Here is a 16,118-nt window from a genome sequence, read left to right as displayed (position 1 = left end):
AAAATATTTTATGAATAAATTTGAACAATTAGGATTGAATGAGTCGCTACTGCTGGCGATAAAAGATCTAGGATTTGAGAATCCGTCAGAAGTACAAGAAAAAGCGATTCCAGTACTATTGGAACAAAACACAGATTTAGTTGCCCTTGCGCAAACAGGTACAGGGAAAACCGCAGCTTTTGGTTTCCCGTTAATTCAAAAAATTGATGCTGAAAATAGAAATACTCAGGCATTAATTTTATCGCCAACACGTGAATTATGCTTACAAATCACCAACGAGATTAAATTATACTCAAAGTACATAAAAGGGTTACATACTGTGGCTGTTTATGGTGGTGCAAGCATTACAGAACAAGCTAGAGAAGTGAAACGTGGTGCCCAAATTATTGTGGCTACCCCAGGTAGAATGCAAGACATGATTAACAGAGGTCTTGTAAACATTAAAAACATTGATTTTTGTATCTTAGATGAAGCAGATGAGATGTTAAACATGGGATTCTACGAAGACATTTGTTCCATTTTATCGGACACACCAGACGAGAAAAACACTTGGTTATTCTCTGCAACTATGCCTGCTGAAGTAGCGCGTATTGCAAAACAATTCATGTCGACTCCAGTAGAAATTACGGTTGGACATAAAAATTCTGGATCAGCTACTGTTTCTCACGAATATTACGTGGTAAACGCTAGAGACCGTTATGAAGCTTTAAAACGTTTAGCAGATGCTAATCCCGACATTTTTTCTGTGGTTTTCTGTAGAACAAAACGGGATACACAAGCGGTTGCGGAAAAATTAATTGAAGATGGTTACAATGCAGCGGCATTACACGGAGATTTATCACAAGCACAACGTGATGGTGTAATGAAATCGTTCCGTGGTCGTCAAATCCAGATGTTAGTTGCAACAGACGTTGCTGCTCGTGGAATTGACGTAGATAATGTAACACACGTTGTTAACTACCAATTACCAGACGAAATTGAAACCTACAATCACCGTTCAGGAAGAACAGGTAGAGCTGGAAAATTAGGTACTTCAATTGTCATCGTTACAAAAAGTGAATTGAGAAAAATTCATTCTATTGAACGTATAATCCAACAAAAGTTCCAAGAAAAAACAATTCCATCTGGAATCGAAATCTGCGAAATTCAGTTATTACATTTAGCAACAAAAATTAAAGACACAGAAGTTGATCACGAAATTGACAACTATTTACCAGCAATTAATGAAGTTTTAGATGGTTTATCTAAAGAGGAATTAATTAAGAAAATGGTATCTGTTGAATTTAATAGATTCATCAACTATTACAAATCAAAACGTGATTTATCAGGTGAAAGAGGAAGTGATAGAGAAAGAAGTTCAGAACCAAGAGAAATTAGAGCAGGTGATCCCGTTCGTTATTTCATCAATATTGGGGCTCGAGATGATTTCGATTGGATGCAATTGAAAGACTTCATCAAAGAAACATTAGACTTAGGCAGAGATGACGTATTTAAAGTAGACGTGAAAGAAGGTTTCTCTTTCTTTAATACTGATGGAGAACATACTGACAAAGTAATGTCTATTCTTAACGGATATGACATGAACGGTAGAAGAATAAATGTTGAAATTTCTAAAAACGACGGTGGTGGAAGACGTGATCACAATGGAAGAAATTCTGGTGGCGGAAGACGTGAAGGCGGATTTAGAGGTGAAAGAAGTGGTTCAGCTCCTAGAAGAGAAGGCGGAAGAGATGGAGGTTTCAGAAGCGACCGAGGTTCGGCTCCAAGAAAAGAAGGCGGATTCAGAGGAGAAAGAAGTAGTTCAGCTCCAAGAAGAGAAGGCGGATTTTCTGATAGAGCACCGAGACGTGCCGAAAGTACTGGTGATTCATTAAGACCAAGAAGACCAAGAAGAAGCTAGATTTTTTCGTTAATTTTCTTATAAATTTTCTAAAAACTACAAAATATCATCTTTAGATTCGTATTTTTGAATCAATAAATAAAGAATGAGATATTTTGTAGTTTTTTTTATTTTAATTAGTTCCTCATTGGTAAATGCACAAAACGACTCTATCGTTAAATTTATCAAAGGAACAGTTATTCAAAACGAGACGCGTTTACCAATGGCAAATGTGCACGTTATTAATACCACAAATGTCACAGGAACCATTACTTCTCCAAGCGGTTTATTTGAAATTGCGGCTAAAGTAAACGACACCTTGTTATTCTCCTTTTTAGGCTATGAAACGGTTAAAGTGAAAGTAACCAATGACTGGATTAAAGACAATCCCACAAAAATTTATCTCAGTGAGAAAGTCTACGAATTAAATGATGTAACCATTGCTAAATACAATTTAACTGGTTATTTACAAGTAGACACAAAGCTTATACCCGTATCAGAAGACAGTTATCGATATGATATTCCTGGTGTAAAAGGAGGATATGAAGTTGGAGATAAATCGCCAAGTGCAGTCTCCAGAGTAATCGGTTCTATTTTCAATCCTGCAGATTTCCTTTATAATGCTTTTGGTAAACGTCCAAAAGAAATGAAGAAATTGAAAGAAATGAAAAAAGATGATACTGTTAGAAATCTTTTAGCCACCAAATTTGATCGAGTAACGCTAGCTGCTTTATTAGAAATTGACAAAGATGACATTCCTCTAATACTTCAAAACTGTAACTACTCCGAATATTTTATACAAACTGCAAACGATTTACAAATCATGGATGCAATCAACGCATGTTATGAAGAGTATAAAATTTTAAGAAAAAACAAATAAAATTCCATTCCATTTGTATTACGATTGACTAATTCGAATAGAGTTGGAAGAATTTATATTTATAACACATGAAAGTAACCAAACTTTATAAAGAATTTTTTGAAAGTGAAAAATCGGGCGGATTAGTTTTAATCGGCTTTACATTAATCTCCTTAATTTTAGCCAACTCTGGCTTGAGCAGTACCTATATTCATTTTTGGGAAACCTCTTTTTCTGGACATAGTATTGAGCATTGGATCAATGATGGTTTAATGACTATTTTCTTTTTATTAATTGGTTTAGAATTGGAGCGGGAAATCTACAAGGGAGAATTGTCTAAAGTTAAAGATGCGCTACTCCCGATGTTTGGAGCTGTGGGCGGTATGTTAATTCCTGCTTTGATTTTTTTACTTTTCAATTTTGGAACAGAAACGCAGTCTGGTGCAGGAATTCCAATGGCTACTGACATCGCATTTGCCCTAGGCATACTATCGCTTTTAGGAAATCGAGTTCCTATCGCTTTAAAAATCTTCTTAACAGCATTAGCTGTCATTGATGATTTAGGCGCTATCCTTATTATCGCTATTTTTTACACCAAAACATTGTTGTGGTTAAACCTTATAATTGCGCTTGCAATTTTTGGGTTTTTATTGCTTTTAAATCGTTTAAAAGTCTATTCCCTCATCCCTTACCTAATAGGAGGAATAGTAATGTGGTATTTCATGTTGCATTCTGGTGTTCATGCAACCATTACAGGTGTCCTTTTGGCTTTTGCCATTCCGTTTGGAAATGGAGGGAAAAAATCGACCTCTTATGTATTACAACATTTTTTACATAAACCTGTTGCTTTCATCATTATGCCAATTTTTGCATTGGCAAATACAGCCATAGTAATCGGAACAGATTATAGTTCCATCTTCACGCAAAACTACAGTCTAGGAATTGCTTTAGGATTAATTATTGGAAAACCTGTAGGTATTACTTTAATTTTATTACTTGCCACCAAATTAAACCTATGTAAACTTCCAAAAGGTCTCGATTGGAAAACCATATTTGGCGTTGGATTTTTAGCCGGAATTGGATTCACAATGTCTATTTTTATTACCCTTTTAGCCTTTGAAGACGAAACTACAATTAATAATGCTAAATTTGTTATCTTAATTTCTTCTTTAATAGCGGGTATTATTGGCTATTTAATTTTAAATTTTTCACTGAAAAAACGCTATAAAATAAAAGTTAAAGGTCCACATTGATTTCATGAAACTTTCGTTCAATAAATTCAATATCTTTAATTGATTTTCGGGTCCAATCCAAACGTTTTTCGAGGACTTCAGCATCGGTCAATTGCCAATCGATTTTAGATTGTCGCAATCGCGTTGTGATATCTTGGATGATAATGGCTGCAGAAACCGAAATATTTAAACTTTCGGTATAACCCACCATCGGGATTTTAATAAAACCATCCGCTTGTTTAATTACTTCTTCAGAAAGTCCGTTTTTTTCTGTACCAAAAAATATTGCCGAACGTTTTGAAATATCGAATTCGTGTAACATACAAGAGTCGTTATGAGGCGTCGTTGCAATTATTTGGTATCCTTTAGCACGCATATCATCAATACAACTTTGAACCGTATTAAAACGATTAACATCCACCCATTTTTGAGCGCCCATGGCAATTTCTGAATCGATTCGTTTTCCAAATTTCTGTTCGATCACATTCAATTCTTGCACACCAAAAACTTCACAACTTCTCATTACAGCACTTGTATTGTGCAATTGATATACATCTTCCATGGCAATGGTAAAATGTTTGGTTCTGTTTTTTAAAACCCTTAAAAAACCTTCTTTTCTGTTCTCTGTAAGAAAACCTTCTAAATATGTTAACAACTCTTGATTAAATTTCTTCATATCGCAAAAATAATACTACTTTTTTTATTATTTTAGACAAAAAAAAGAAAACTGCATGACACAAGAAGAACTTTTACCGCTGTTACTCAAGAAAGATGACAGATCATTTACTTTACTATATGACAATTATGCCAAGAGTTTATATGGCATCATTTTTAATTTAATCAAAGATAAAGAGGAAGCTGAGGACGTGCTCCAAGAAGTATTCATTAAGATTTGGAAAAACATCGATTCTTACAACACTACCAAAGGGAGGCTTTACACTTGGATGTTAAATATAGCACGCAACTCTTCAATTGATAAATTACGTTCTAAAAACTTTAACAACAGCCAAAAAAACTTATCTGCTGATAATTTCGTACATCTGTTAGATGACAATGCGAAGACAATCAATAAAATAGATGCAATAGGAATAAAAGAATTCATCAAAAAATTGAAACCCAAGTGTATCCAACTGATCGATTTGTTATTTTTCAAAGGGTATACGCAGCAGGAAGCATCGGAAGAGTTAGAAATTCCATTAGGAACCGTGAAAACTCAAAATAGAAATTGTATGAATGAATTAAGACTGATGATCAATGAATAGTAGAGCATATATCGAATCAGGTATTTTAGAATTGTATGTATTTGGAAAACTTTCCGAAGAAGAAATTGCGGAAGTTAACCAAATGGCAGCACAATACCCTGAAGTAAAAGAAGAAATAAAAGCTATCGAAAATGCGGTAATTAATTTATCGTATAGTGTAGCTCCTCACCTATCAGCAACTAATTTCGAGAAAATACGCGCTGAATTATTAGGAAGAAATAAAGTTGTAACTATGAAACCACGTTCAAATTGGTCGCAATACACGGGTTGGGTTGCCGCTGCCGTATTAGTGGTTGGTTTCGGACTTCAATTTTACAAATTAAATCAAACTAACGAAACCTTGAATACTGTTTCAACTCAGAAAGACTTATTACAAGAATCGGTTGTTGATTTAGAATTGAAGAAAAAAGAATCTGAAGAAGTCTTGGCTATTTTGAGAGATACAAGCAATGTTGCTATTGCTTTAGCTGGTCAACAAGTAGCGCCAGAAGCTTTTGCTAAGGCTTATTACAACAAAACTACTAAAACAGTTTACATCGATGCTTCAGGGTTACCAGAACCGCCAAAAGGAATGGTATATCAAGTATGGTCGTTACAGTTAGAACCCGTCTTAACGCCAACAAGCATTGGTTTACTTGACTCTTATACTACTAGTACAACTAAAGTTATAAAAGTGGATAACACCGATTCTCCTCAAGCATTTGGAATTACTTTAGAACCTGCTGGTGGTAGCGCCAGTCCAACATTAGAACAACTTTACACTTTAGGAAAAGTATAATACTCAAATGCGTCTTTTATAGGCGCATTTATTTTTAAAAAAAATTGTAAAAGAAAATGAAAAAAATTGTAGTACTGACTGGTGCTGGAATTAGTGCCGAGAGCGGATTAAAAACCTTCCGAGATGCCGACGGTTTATGGGAAGGACATGATATAATGGAAGTAGCTTCACCTCTAGGATGGAAAAAAAATCCTGAATTGGTCTTAGACTTTTACAACAAAAGAAGAGCCCAACTTTTATCGGTACGACCCAACAAAGCCCATGAAATTTTATCGGAATTAGAGCAGCATTTTGATATCCATATTATAACACAAAATGTTGATGATTTACACGAAAGAGCAGGAAGTAATAAAGTCATTCATTTGCATGGTGAATTGTTAAAAGTGCGAAGCATTTCCAATGAAAATTTTATCATTGATTGGAAACATGACTTAAATTTAGGTGATTTAGACATGGAAGGAAACCAACTACGACCTCATATTGTGTGGTTTGGAGAAGATGTACCCATGATTGAACACGCCATCGATATCGTAGAAACCGCTGCTATTTTAATTATTATCGGTACTTCTTTACAAGTATACCCTGCCGCTGGATTGATGAACTATGTAGACCCAAACGTTCCTGTTTATTACATCGATCCAAATCCAGCTACGATTTACGATTTACCAAATGAGTTGAAAGTGTTACCCCTAACCGCAGTTGAAGGAATGAAAATTGTAAAAGAGGAACTTTTAAATTTAAAATAAAAAACTCCCAACTAATTACTCATAACTAATCACTAATTACTAAATTTGCACTTCTTTTAAACAACACACAACAAAATGCAATTAACAGAATTAAATGCTATTTCGCCAATTGATGGTCGTTATAGAAGCAAAACTATTTCTTTATCTCCTTATTTTTCAGAAGAAGCCTTAATTAAATACCGTGTTTTGGTAGAGGTGGAATATTTTATTGCTTTGCGCGAAGCTGATTTACCACAATTAGCTAAAATTGATAAATCGATTTACGATTCTTTAAGAGCTATTTACAAAAACTTTTCTACCGAAGATGCGCTTTGGATTAAAGAAACCGAAAAAACTACGAATCACGATGTTAAAGCGGTGGAATATTTCATCAAATCGAAATTCGACAGTTTAGGATTACAAGAATTTAAAGAGTTTATCCATTTCGGATTGACTTCTCAAGACATCAATAATACAGCGATTCCGCTTTCAACAAAAGAAGCATTCGAAAATGTATATCTACCAGGTTTAGTAAGCGTCATTGCGAAATTAAAAGAATTAGCAATGGAATGGCAAAACGTTCCAATGTTAGCCAGAACACACGGACAACCGGCTTCTCCAACTCGTTTAGGAAAAGAGATTTTAGTTTTCGTAGAGCGCTTAGAAGAGCAAATGCGTTTGTTATTTAACGTACCTTTTGCCGCTAAATTTGGAGGTGCCACAGGAAATTACAACGCGCACAAAGTGGCGTACCCAAACACGGATTGGAGAAAATTCGGAACGGATTTCGTAGAAAACAGTTTAGGATTACACCATTCGTTTCCAACAACACAAATTGAACATTACGACCATTTTGCAGCCTTTTTTGATGCTTTAAAGCGTATCAATACGATCTTAATCGATTTAGATAGAGACATTTGGACGTATGTTTCAATGGATTATTTCAAACAAAAAATCAAAGCAGGCGAAATTGGTTCTTCAGCTATGCCACATAAAGTCAATCCAATTGATTTTGAAAATTCGGAAGGGAATTTAGGAATTGCAAATGCGATTTTCGAACATTTATCTGCAAAATTACCAATTTCACGTTTACAACGCGATTTGACTGATAGTACCGTTTTACGCAACATAGGGGTGCCAATGGGACACACTTTAATTGCTTTTGAAGCCACGTTAAAAGGATTGAACAAATTGTTATTGAACGAAGACAAATTCGCAGAAGATTTAGAAAAAAACTGGGCCGTAGTTGCAGAAGCGATTCAGACAATTTTACGTCGAGAAGGTTATCCAAATCCTTACGAAGCTCTAAAAGACTTAACCAGAACGAATACCGTAATTAACAAAGAAGCGATTCATAATTTCATCGGAACTTTAAACGTTTCAGAAGAAGTGAGAGCGGAGTTAATGCAAATTACACCAAGTAATTATTTGGGGATTTAATTCAACTAAATATAACTTTAACAAATCTGCTTTAGTCATTTTGATTCAAGCAGATTTTTTTTTACTTTAGTAAAAATTCAAATATATGCCAATATTACTAACTGCCTCAACAGTTCATTTACCCAATTTAATTAGTGACTTAGGGTTAATTCTTGTCACAGCTGCTATTGCAGTTTTAATTTTTAGAATACTAAAGCAACCGCTGGTTTTAGGTTATTTAGTAGCTGGATTTTTAGCAGGAAGTGAATTCGATTTCTTTCCTACCGTGAAAGACATGAATAGTGTTACGGTTTGGGCTGAAATTGGTGTAATATTCCTTCTATTCAGTTTAGGACTCGAATTTAGTTTTAAAAAACTGATGAAAGTGGGTGGAACGGCTTCTATAACCGCACTAACTCAAATTATTTCAATGGTGGCTTTAGGCTATTTCGTTGGACAACTAATGGATTGGGGTAAAATGAACAGTTTATTTTTAGGGGTTATTTTATCCATTTCATCTACCACCATCATCTTAAAAACCTTTGACGAATTAGGAGTCAAAACACAAAAATTCGCAGGAAATGTAATCGGAGCGTTAATCGTACAAGATATTTTAGCCATTTTAATGATGGTTTTATTGTCAACCGTTGCCGTAAGCCAGCAATTTTCGGGTGGCGAATTATTGCAATCGGTTTTAAAACTAGTATTCTTCTTAACAATTTGGTTTGTAGCGGGAATTTTCTTCATTCCAACCTTATTAAAAAAGGCAAAGCATCTTTTGACGGATGAAATGTTGCTAATAATTTCGTTAGCTTTATGTCTGTTAATGGTATTATTTGCTGCAAATGTAGGGTTCTCTCCTGCTCTTGGTGCGTTTATTATGGGTTCGATTATTGCTGAAACTACACAAGCCGAACACATTGAACATTTGGTAAAACCGGTTAAAGACTTATTCGGAGCCGTTTTCTTCGTATCGGTAGGAATGTTAATCGATCCAGAAATGTTAATGAAATATGGATTTCCGGTTGCGATTTTAACTTTGGTTGTAATTCTTGGGCAATCGCTTTCCTCAACCATCGGAGCTTTACTTTCTGGTCAACCCTTAAAGCAATCGATACAAACGGGAATGAGTTTATCGCAAATTGGAGAGTTTTCCTTCATTATTGCTACTTTGGGAATGACATTAAATGTAACAAGCGATTTCTTATACCCTATTGTGGTTGCCGTTTCAGCCATAACTACATTTACAACACCATTTATGGTGAAATTTTCGACACCTTTTTCACTCTACTTAGAAAAAAAGCTTCCAAGACGTTGGATAAAAAAAATAGAACGCTATAGTGCTAATACCGAAGCTATTAAATCGGTTAGCACCTGGCAAATTGTATTGAAAGCGTATTTAACTCAGGTAATAATTCACTCTATTATTATTGTGGCGATAATTCTACTTTCGTCTAAATATATTTTGCCTTTAGTTGAAGATTCTCGTTTTGGAAATGCTATAGCTGCTCTAATAACGGTTGTCATTTTATCACCATTTTTATGGGCATTATCGTTACGAAGAGTAGCTGTAGAACAAGTACAAGAATTAATGCAAGTCCGAAAATACCAAGGCCCAATTATCGTATTAGTCTTCTTTAGAATTGCGCTTTCCCTTTTTTACATGGGATTTGTATTGAATGAATTTTTCTCTCCTGTTATTGCCTTTATTGCATTGGTTATTGGTTTAGTTTCTTATGTGCTATTTCCAAAACGATTACATGCCTTTTATAATAAAATTGAAGGGCACTTTTTGAGAAATTTTAACGATAGAGAAATCGCTAAACAAGCCAGTAAACGTCAGAATGTACTTTCTCCTTGGGATGGTCACATGGCTGATTTTGAAATTGCTAAAGAGTCTAATTTAGCCGGAAAAACGCTAGAAGAATTAAAAATTAGAGAACAATTTGGAATCAATATCGCCGCGATTAAACGTGGTGAAATTACCATTAATATTCCCATACGATCAGAACGTTTGTTTCCTGGAGATGAAATTAACATAATTGGTACCGATGAACAAGTAAAGTTATTTAAAAATTACTTAGATAAACACGAAATAGATGCTCCTGTAACAGCTGTTAAAGAGGACATCATCTTGCAACAATTGGAACTTAAAAACCGTGTTTGCATTGGAAAAAGCATCCGAGAATCTCAAATTAGAGAGAAAACGCACGGCATCATCGTTGGTATCGAACGCAACGGAAAACGTATTCTAAACCCAGAATCGCACTGGGTTTTAGAATCCGATGATATTTTGTGGATTGCTGGTGATAGAAAAAAGATTAATGCGTTTTTGAAGGGGTAATTTTCAAGTGGTCAGTTGGCAGTAACAGTGTTGAGTTATCTACAACGTTTGTCATTCAGAAGGAATCTCTTTTTTGGCATGAAAGTTGGCATTTCTTTGAAAACTAACTTTATGAAATCATTTTACATCCTTCTATTATCTCTTACAATATTTTCTTGCCAAAAAGAGAAATATTCTTTACCAATTGAAGAAAACTCCATTGCAATTTCTTCAAAATTAAAAACGGATAAATTGCAAACTTTTGAGTTTGTTCTGAAAAATAACACTTTAGTTTCAGGGAAAGAAGGTACTAAAATTTGGATTACTAAAGATTTGTTTGAAAATTATACGAATGGAAAAATCACTTTTGAATTAAAAGAGTTTTACTCCAAAGAAGATATGATTTTAAATGGTTTATCAACTGTAACAAATAAAGACGAATTACTAGAGTCTTCGGGAATTTTTTACATTAATTTTAAAGAAGAAGGTAAACAACTGAAAATCAGAAAAGGTAAATCTTACAATGTTACAATACCAAACAAACCATTAACAGAGAGTACTATTTATTATAACAATAATGATTCTGTTTTTAAATGGGAATTGAGTAAGAATCAAATTTACACTGAAATATCTGATATAGTCAGAAATCTAAAATATTTCAATTCCGGGAAATGGGAATATGAAAATATTCCTGATAAGTTTAAGAAAAAAGTTATTCTTGATAGTCTAAGTATTGTTAAAAAGATAGATTCATTGGAATATTTAAAAATTCTAAATGAAGAAAATAAAAAAAGGATTGAAGCATTAATTGAATCAAATAGTGGTTGGGATATACTATTAAAAGATCAAAACTTACCTATTGAAGAAAAAATGGAAAGATATGATTTTTTTCAAAATCAAGATCAAATCTATTCTTTTACTTCAGATAAATTAGGTTGGATAAACATTGATAAAATCTTAGATTATGAAGTTGAGAAAAAAATAACTTTTAGAAACACAAATCAAGAACTTAAATACTTTTCATTGAATCTAATTTATCAAAACAATCAATCAATATTAAACTATGATTTAAAGCCTTTTGAAATTCAATCAAATCTAGTTAAAATTGTCGGTAGAATCAAAGTTGTTATTTATGCTAATTCAGGAAATAAAATCATGTATGATTCGTTTTATATAGAAAAAAATTCAAGAAGTGAATTTGATTTAAATTTCAAAGAAACCACTTTGGATAAATTAAAGCAAGAACTAATCTCCAACTAACATGAAAACCCAAATCACCCTACTCCTATTATTCATTTCTGCTTTAAGTTTCAGTCAAAATCAAAATAAAATTGATTTAGAAAAATTAAAAACTAAAGTCGTTCAACTCATCAACGAAGAGCGGACCAAGAACGGAAGAAAAGAATTCGATCTAGATACTCAATTGGAAAAAGCAGCAGATGACCATGTAAAATACCTTACAAAAATAAAAACTTTGTCGCACGAACAGTCGAATTCAAAAAAAAAGACTCCAAAAGATCGAGTTTATTTCTATAGCACTAATTCTTACACATTAATTGGAGAAAACATACTATTTATAGGAATTAAAGATCATGTTTATTCGAATGCCGATTTAGACGCTTTAGCTTTAAAAATATTTAATCTATGGAAAAACTCGCCTAGCCACTACAAGAACATTCTCGATGTAAAATACACTTCTACGGCAATTTGTTTGAATATCGATTGGCAAGATAAGAGAATTTATGCCGTTCAAATTTTTGGAGCTATAGAAAAATAATGTTTAAATTGTCTTTATAAAAAAGTCCCGATTAATCGGGACTCTCAATTACTTTCTCTTACGTGCTTCTTCTATTATCTTTATAATCGTCGCTGATTTTGATTTTTTTGCATAATCTGCTACGACAAAACCTCTTGAATCTTTAGTAGTAAGCTTAGCTCCATTTTGAATTAAAAAAGAAATTATATCCGTTTGTTTGTATAAAATAGCATACATTAAAGGGGTTTTTCCTCTTTCGTCTTTGTCATTGATATTGACTCCTTTTCCAACAAGCTCTTGTACTTTTGAAAGGTCTCCATTACTAATAGCTAAATTCAACTGGGTAGGTTCGGGCTTTACAATGACTACAGAAACTTTAGTGTTTTCTTTTGTAGCGGCGTTTACTTGTAAAGCATTACTAAATAAGATTCCTAAAACAGGTAGCAGCACCCAAAATTTGTTCGTTTTTTTCATGATGATTGATTTTGATGATTGATAGCCTGAAGACGAACCCAAAAAGATTTTGTTACGCAAACCTTATACTTCTAACAAAATTTTAACAAATAACAACGGAACAAAAAAAGTCCCGATAAAATCGGGACTCATTATTATCTTCTCTTACGAGCGTCGCTAATCAACTTTATAATTTCTTTTGATTTGGACTTTTCTGCATATTCATATACAGCAACTCCACTAGCATCAGTAGCTCTATAATCTGCACCATTTCCAATTAAATAAGAAACAATTTGAGGTTGATCAAATACAATAGCATACATTAAAGGAGATACGCCTCTCTCGTCTTTCTTATTAATATCAACTCCTATTTCAACTAATTCTTTAACTCTGGCAAAATCACCTTTACTAATTGCAAGATTCAACTGTGAGGGAGGTAAAGCTACTATCTCAGATACCAAAACATTTTCATTTGTAGAGAAAACATTTGCTGATACAGCATTGCTAAACAACATTACTACTGCGGGTACGATTACCCAAAATCTGTTCGTTTTTTTCATGATGATTAATTTTTAATGATTGATGAGAATAGGACGAACTCTTGAACCATTCGTTACAGCTTTTTTAAAATCTAACATAACTTTAACAAATGGCCTAAAAAAAGTCAGTGAATTGTGGTGTTATTTTTACTTTAGTGTGATGACTTCATAAGCTAACCGTTCTTCTTAGTTGGATACTTTTATAAAAATTATTACGTAGTAAAATAAATTAAACAGCTTACTCTATCTTTACGGAGAATTATTCTTTTAAAATGTAAAACGAAATCAGCCCTAAAATAAGAAATGAATTCTATAATCATAAAGCCCAAAAATGAAACATTGAAAAAATATGTCCAATATTTTCTCTATTTTAAAAAGACTGATTCTAGCATTTTAAATTACACCACTTTTCCAAACAAGAATTTATGCTTGGCAATTTACAAGCAGAACAACATTAATTACCTCAATCAATCCAATACGAATCATTGTATCATTACGCAAGGGAACAATTCCTTTGTTAGTAAACTCTACGGATTTCATAAAATGCCTTTTCAAGTGGATATCAATTCAAGTTTAGACCAAGTTTGTATTATTTTTTATCCGTCGGCTTTAAGAGCTTTTACCAATGTATCTTATGATGAATTAATGAATTCTGATCGTGTTTTTGAAGCGGTTTTTTCTACTAAGAACAACTACATTCTAGAAAAAATTTTTGAAGAAGATGATTTTGCTAAAAGAACAGCTATATTAGAAATGTTACTTTTAAAGAAGCTAAACCATGATATTCCGTATAAGTTAAAAGAAGCATTACACCTCATCGCTACAAATAATTCCGAGAATTTTTCTATTGAAACTTTGGCTAAAACTATAAAAGTAAGCGACAGTTCGTTATTTCGTTTGTTTAAAAATAATTTGGGACAAAACCCAAAATCGTATTTAAAAACCGTTCGATTTCGAACTATTTTAGACGAAATTAAAACCGGAAAACATTCGCCTAGTGAAATAGACGCTCTTAATCAGTATTACGACCAAGCCCATTTGATAAAGGATTTTAAAATTTTTACAGGCAGTACTCCCAAAAAACTAATTGAGAAAGTTTCGGTACAACAAAATGATTTGACTTGGATTTACAATAAAAAATAGTTGTGAACGATTTTTACAATTTTAGTCAAAAACAATTGATTTCATTTGTACTTAAAATAAAATATAATGAAACAGTTTTTTTCTATAAGTATTATTTGTTTGTTAGTTGCTTGTTCCTCCTCAAAACAATCTACTTCTAATTCAGATAGGTTACCAGAGTTGTCTTATTCGCAAATGATAGAAGATCATGATACTTTGGTGTCATTAATCAAACAAACCAGTCCAATTGTTTATTTCAATAAAGAAGTAAGAGGAATCGATTTTGATAAACACGCAAAAAGTCTTAGAAAGCAAATCAATAAGAAAACTACAACCAAAGAATTTCTGCAAATTGTAGATAAAACTCTTAATTCAGCACAAGACGGTCACACAAACAGATTAGGCCCTGCGCTATTGGACAATATGAAAAAATATGGAATTCCATTAGGACTTGTAAAAGGTATCGATAGTACCGATACCGAAAATAGTTATAAATATGATCGCTATTTTAATAAAGAAGTGTACACCAATTTAGATTTGAATCTTATGTATACTTCTGGTGAATACTATAATTTATTACCTTTTTCATACCAGGAAAAAAATTATCCTACTTCTATGAAACTTATCAGTTGTAATGGAATAGCAATTCACAAATTCGTTAATGATCTTACCGAATTGGCTTCCCCTTTACGTTGGGACAGAACCAATAAAAGAACTTACAAAGAGAATTTTTATCGTCATTCTGAAGTGTATAAAAACGGTAGACTAAAGTTAGTTTTTGAAGATAAAGCATCTAAAATTTACGAATTGAATATCATTAAAAATGATAAGGTAAATTTTTTAGAAGAGAGAAATTGGAAATATGGTTACAATAGTAGTAAGGATTCTTTAATTACCCATTATTTTGATAAACAAGGCATTTTTTATGCTAAGCTTCCTAGAATGGAAGAACATTTAGGCGATTCTATTAATCGTCGTCTTGGAAACATTATTCAGAAAAACAAAGTGAATGCTGTTGTAATTGACATTAGAGGAAATGGTGGTGGTTCTGATTACACTTACAGCAAAGTATTAAATAAAATAGTAAAAGACACTTTACGTTCAAATTTGATTCTTGGAATAAATTGGAGTCCATTTACCCGAAATTATTTTGAATATAATCGTGATTCGATACAAAAAAATTCCCTTTTTACATTTAAAGTTAATGTTCCAACTTTAAAAGAACCCGAAATGTTTTATATAAAAATGAGAAACAATTTTGTAGTTCCTGATAGCGTAAAATATCCATTTACAGGTAAAATCTATATTTTACAAGATCGTTTTATTTATTCAGCATCAAGCAGTTTAGCCAGTTTAGCCAAAAACAGTGAGCAATTGATTAACATTGGAGAAACACCTGATTTACTTGGTGGACTGCAAAGAAGTCCCTTTGTTTTAATGTTGCCCAATAGTAAAGTTATTTTTAGAGTGGAGCCTCAAATTGATTTCACAGACAATAAAACTGCAGAAGATACTTTTAAAAACAATGTAGAATACCCTGTTCCGTATTCCATTGATGAGTTGTATTTGCGAACTACAACAAAAGAAAATGTGTTTGGAAAAGAATTTCTTTATAATCACGATGCCATGTTTAAAAAAGTGTTAGCGTTAGAGAATAATCAATAAAACTATAATCCCGATTTAGAAGGATTTTCTCTTATCCTCTTTTACGAGTGTCGTTGACCCTTTTATCATTTCTTTTGACATTTAATTGTAGGTATCTGTAAAAGAA

The 16,118-nt window shown here is 32.9% G+C and carries 15 protein-coding genes; 12 read left to right on the top strand and 3 right to left on the bottom strand.

From position 1 onward, the window contains the following. Nucleotides 1–10: 10 nt before the first annotated feature. From BUE95_RS10700 to nhaA, 3 genes are all read left to right on the top strand, one after another. Entirely contained in the window at nucleotides 11–1,900 is a 1,890-nt protein-coding gene (locus tag BUE95_RS10700) for a DEAD/DEAH box helicase (protein WP_073584324.1), read from the top strand. 85 nt (nucleotides 1,901–1,985) lie between these two features. Beyond that, the gene (locus BUE95_RS10695) at nucleotides 1,986–2,759 is read left to right on the top strand and encodes a carboxypeptidase-like regulatory domain-containing protein (RefSeq protein WP_073584322.1); all 774 of its coding nucleotides are present in this window, start codon (nucleotides 1,986–1,988) and stop codon (nucleotides 2,757–2,759) included. Between the two features lie 68 nt (nucleotides 2,760–2,827). Beyond that, nucleotides 2,828–3,991: a Na+/H+ antiporter NhaA gene (gene nhaA / locus BUE95_RS10690; RefSeq protein ID WP_073584320.1), complete on the top strand. Its 1,164-nt coding sequence runs from the start codon at nucleotides 2,828–2,830 to the stop codon at nucleotides 3,989–3,991. Here nhaA and BUE95_RS10685 read toward each other — a convergent pair. Beyond that, nucleotides 3,975–4,646 carry a TrmH family RNA methyltransferase gene (locus tag BUE95_RS10685; protein ID WP_073584318.1) on the bottom strand — a complete coding sequence of 224 codons (672 nt, stop codon included), beginning with the start codon at nucleotides 4,644–4,646 and terminating at the stop codon, nucleotides 3,975–3,977. The genes nhaA and BUE95_RS10685 overlap by 17 nt on opposite strands. A gap of 55 nt (nucleotides 4,647–4,701) precedes the next feature. On the opposite strand from BUE95_RS10685, the gene BUE95_RS10680 reads away from it, so the two are divergent. The 7 genes from BUE95_RS10680 (at nucleotide 4,702) to BUE95_RS10650 (ending at nucleotide 12,254) form a co-directional block, all read left to right on the top strand. Beyond that, complete coding sequence (locus BUE95_RS10680) at nucleotides 4,702–5,232, top strand: RNA polymerase sigma factor (RefSeq protein ID WP_073584316.1); 531 nt, start codon at nucleotides 4,702–4,704, stop codon at nucleotides 5,230–5,232. After that, complete coding sequence (locus tag BUE95_RS10675; protein WP_073584314.1) at nucleotides 5,225–6,010, top strand: anti-sigma factor; 786 nt, start codon at nucleotides 5,225–5,227, stop codon at nucleotides 6,008–6,010. The genes BUE95_RS10680 and BUE95_RS10675 overlap by 8 nt, the downstream gene beginning before the upstream one ends. A 56-nt stretch (nucleotides 6,011–6,066) precedes the next feature. Beyond that, nucleotides 6,067–6,756 carry an SIR2 family NAD-dependent protein deacylase gene (locus tag BUE95_RS10670; protein WP_073584312.1) on the top strand — a complete coding sequence of 230 codons (690 nt, stop codon included), beginning with the start codon at nucleotides 6,067–6,069 and terminating at the stop codon, nucleotides 6,754–6,756. Nucleotides 6,757–6,831: 75 nt separating this feature from the next. Continuing rightward, nucleotides 6,832–8,175, top strand: coding sequence for an adenylosuccinate lyase (gene purB, locus BUE95_RS10665; RefSeq protein WP_073584310.1), 1,344 nt, complete (start codon nucleotides 6,832–6,834; stop codon nucleotides 8,173–8,175). A gap of 85 nt (nucleotides 8,176–8,260) precedes the next feature. After that, nucleotides 8,261–10,498: a monovalent cation:proton antiporter family protein gene (locus BUE95_RS10660; RefSeq protein ID WP_073584308.1), complete on the top strand. Its 2,238-nt coding sequence runs from the start codon at nucleotides 8,261–8,263 to the stop codon at nucleotides 10,496–10,498. A gap of 111 nt (nucleotides 10,499–10,609) precedes the next feature. Then, nucleotides 10,610–11,737, top strand: a complete 1,128-nt coding sequence (locus BUE95_RS10655) for a hypothetical protein (protein WP_143165281.1) — start codon at nucleotides 10,610–10,612, stop codon at nucleotides 11,735–11,737. 1 nt (nucleotide 11,738) lies between these two features. After that, complete coding sequence (locus BUE95_RS10650) at nucleotides 11,739–12,254, top strand: CAP domain-containing protein (RefSeq protein ID WP_073584304.1); 516 nt, start codon at nucleotides 11,739–11,741, stop codon at nucleotides 12,252–12,254. Between the two features lie 48 nt (nucleotides 12,255–12,302). On the opposite strand, the gene BUE95_RS10645 is transcribed toward BUE95_RS10650, so the two are convergent. Continuing rightward, on the bottom strand, nucleotides 12,303–12,707 hold the full coding sequence (locus tag BUE95_RS10645) for an ankyrin repeat domain-containing protein (protein WP_143165280.1): 405 nt from the start codon (nucleotides 12,705–12,707) through the stop codon (nucleotides 12,303–12,305). A 134-nt stretch (nucleotides 12,708–12,841) separates the two neighbouring features. Next, entirely contained in the window at nucleotides 12,842–13,246 is a 405-nt protein-coding gene (locus BUE95_RS10640; RefSeq protein ID WP_073584300.1) for an ankyrin repeat domain-containing protein, read from the bottom strand. Nucleotides 13,247–13,528: 282 nt separating this feature from the next. Here BUE95_RS10640 and BUE95_RS10635 point away from each other — a divergent pair, with 282 nt between their 5' ends. Together BUE95_RS10635 and BUE95_RS10630 are read left to right on the top strand one after the other, a co-directional pair. Continuing rightward, nucleotides 13,529–14,368: a helix-turn-helix domain-containing protein gene (locus tag BUE95_RS10635; protein ID WP_084530276.1), complete on the top strand. Its 840-nt coding sequence runs from the start codon at nucleotides 13,529–13,531 to the stop codon at nucleotides 14,366–14,368. Nucleotides 14,369–14,434: 66 nt separating this feature from the next. Further along, the gene (locus BUE95_RS10630) at nucleotides 14,435–16,012 is read left to right on the top strand and encodes a S41 family peptidase (RefSeq protein WP_073584296.1); all 1,578 of its coding nucleotides are present in this window, start codon (nucleotides 14,435–14,437) and stop codon (nucleotides 16,010–16,012) included. The last annotated feature ends 106 nt before the right edge of the window (nucleotides 16,013–16,118 follow it).

This window comes from Flavobacterium cucumis (assembly GCF_900148835.1).
Taxonomy (GTDB): Bacteria; Bacteroidota; Bacteroidia; order Flavobacteriales; family Flavobacteriaceae; genus Flavobacterium; species Flavobacterium cucumis.
The sequence above is the reverse complement of the archived record's forward strand: the minus strand, read 5'-3'. Positions and strand labels throughout refer to the sequence as shown.

Bases quoted from the DNA above. Each gene is read 5' to 3' on its own strand.
- BUE95_RS10700 (WP_073584324.1), top strand. From the start codon at position 11: ATGAATAAATTTGAACAATTAGGATTGAATGAGTCGCTACTGCTGGCG.
- BUE95_RS10695 (WP_073584322.1), top strand. From the start codon at position 1,986: ATGAGATATTTTGTAGTTTTTTTTATTTTAATTAGTTCCTCATTGGTA.
- nhaA (WP_073584320.1), top strand. From the start codon at position 2,828: ATGAAAGTAACCAAACTTTATAAAGAATTTTTTGAAAGTGAAAAATCG.
- BUE95_RS10685 (WP_073584318.1), bottom strand. From the start codon at position 4,646: ATGAAGAAATTTAATCAAGAGTTGTTAACATATTTAGAAGGTTTTCTT.
- BUE95_RS10680 (WP_073584316.1), top strand. From the start codon at position 4,702: ATGACACAAGAAGAACTTTTACCGCTGTTACTCAAGAAAGATGACAGA.
- BUE95_RS10675 (WP_073584314.1), top strand. From the start codon at position 5,225: ATGAATAGTAGAGCATATATCGAATCAGGTATTTTAGAATTGTATGTA.
- BUE95_RS10670 (WP_073584312.1), top strand. From the start codon at position 6,067: ATGAAAAAAATTGTAGTACTGACTGGTGCTGGAATTAGTGCCGAGAGC.
- purB (WP_073584310.1), top strand. From the start codon at position 6,832: ATGCAATTAACAGAATTAAATGCTATTTCGCCAATTGATGGTCGTTAT.
- BUE95_RS10660 (WP_073584308.1), top strand. From the start codon at position 8,261: ATGCCAATATTACTAACTGCCTCAACAGTTCATTTACCCAATTTAATT.
- BUE95_RS10655 (WP_143165281.1), top strand. From the start codon at position 10,610: ATGAAATCATTTTACATCCTTCTATTATCTCTTACAATATTTTCTTGC.
- BUE95_RS10650 (WP_073584304.1), top strand. From the start codon at position 11,739: ATGAAAACCCAAATCACCCTACTCCTATTATTCATTTCTGCTTTAAGT.
- BUE95_RS10645 (WP_143165280.1), bottom strand. From the start codon at position 12,707: ATGAAAAAAACGAACAAATTTTGGGTGCTGCTACCTGTTTTAGGAATC.
- BUE95_RS10640 (WP_073584300.1), bottom strand. From the start codon at position 13,246: ATGAAAAAAACGAACAGATTTTGGGTAATCGTACCCGCAGTAGTAATG.
- BUE95_RS10635 (WP_084530276.1), top strand. From the start codon at position 13,529: ATGAATTCTATAATCATAAAGCCCAAAAATGAAACATTGAAAAAATAT.
- BUE95_RS10630 (WP_073584296.1), top strand. From the start codon at position 14,435: ATGAAACAGTTTTTTTCTATAAGTATTATTTGTTTGTTAGTTGCTTGT.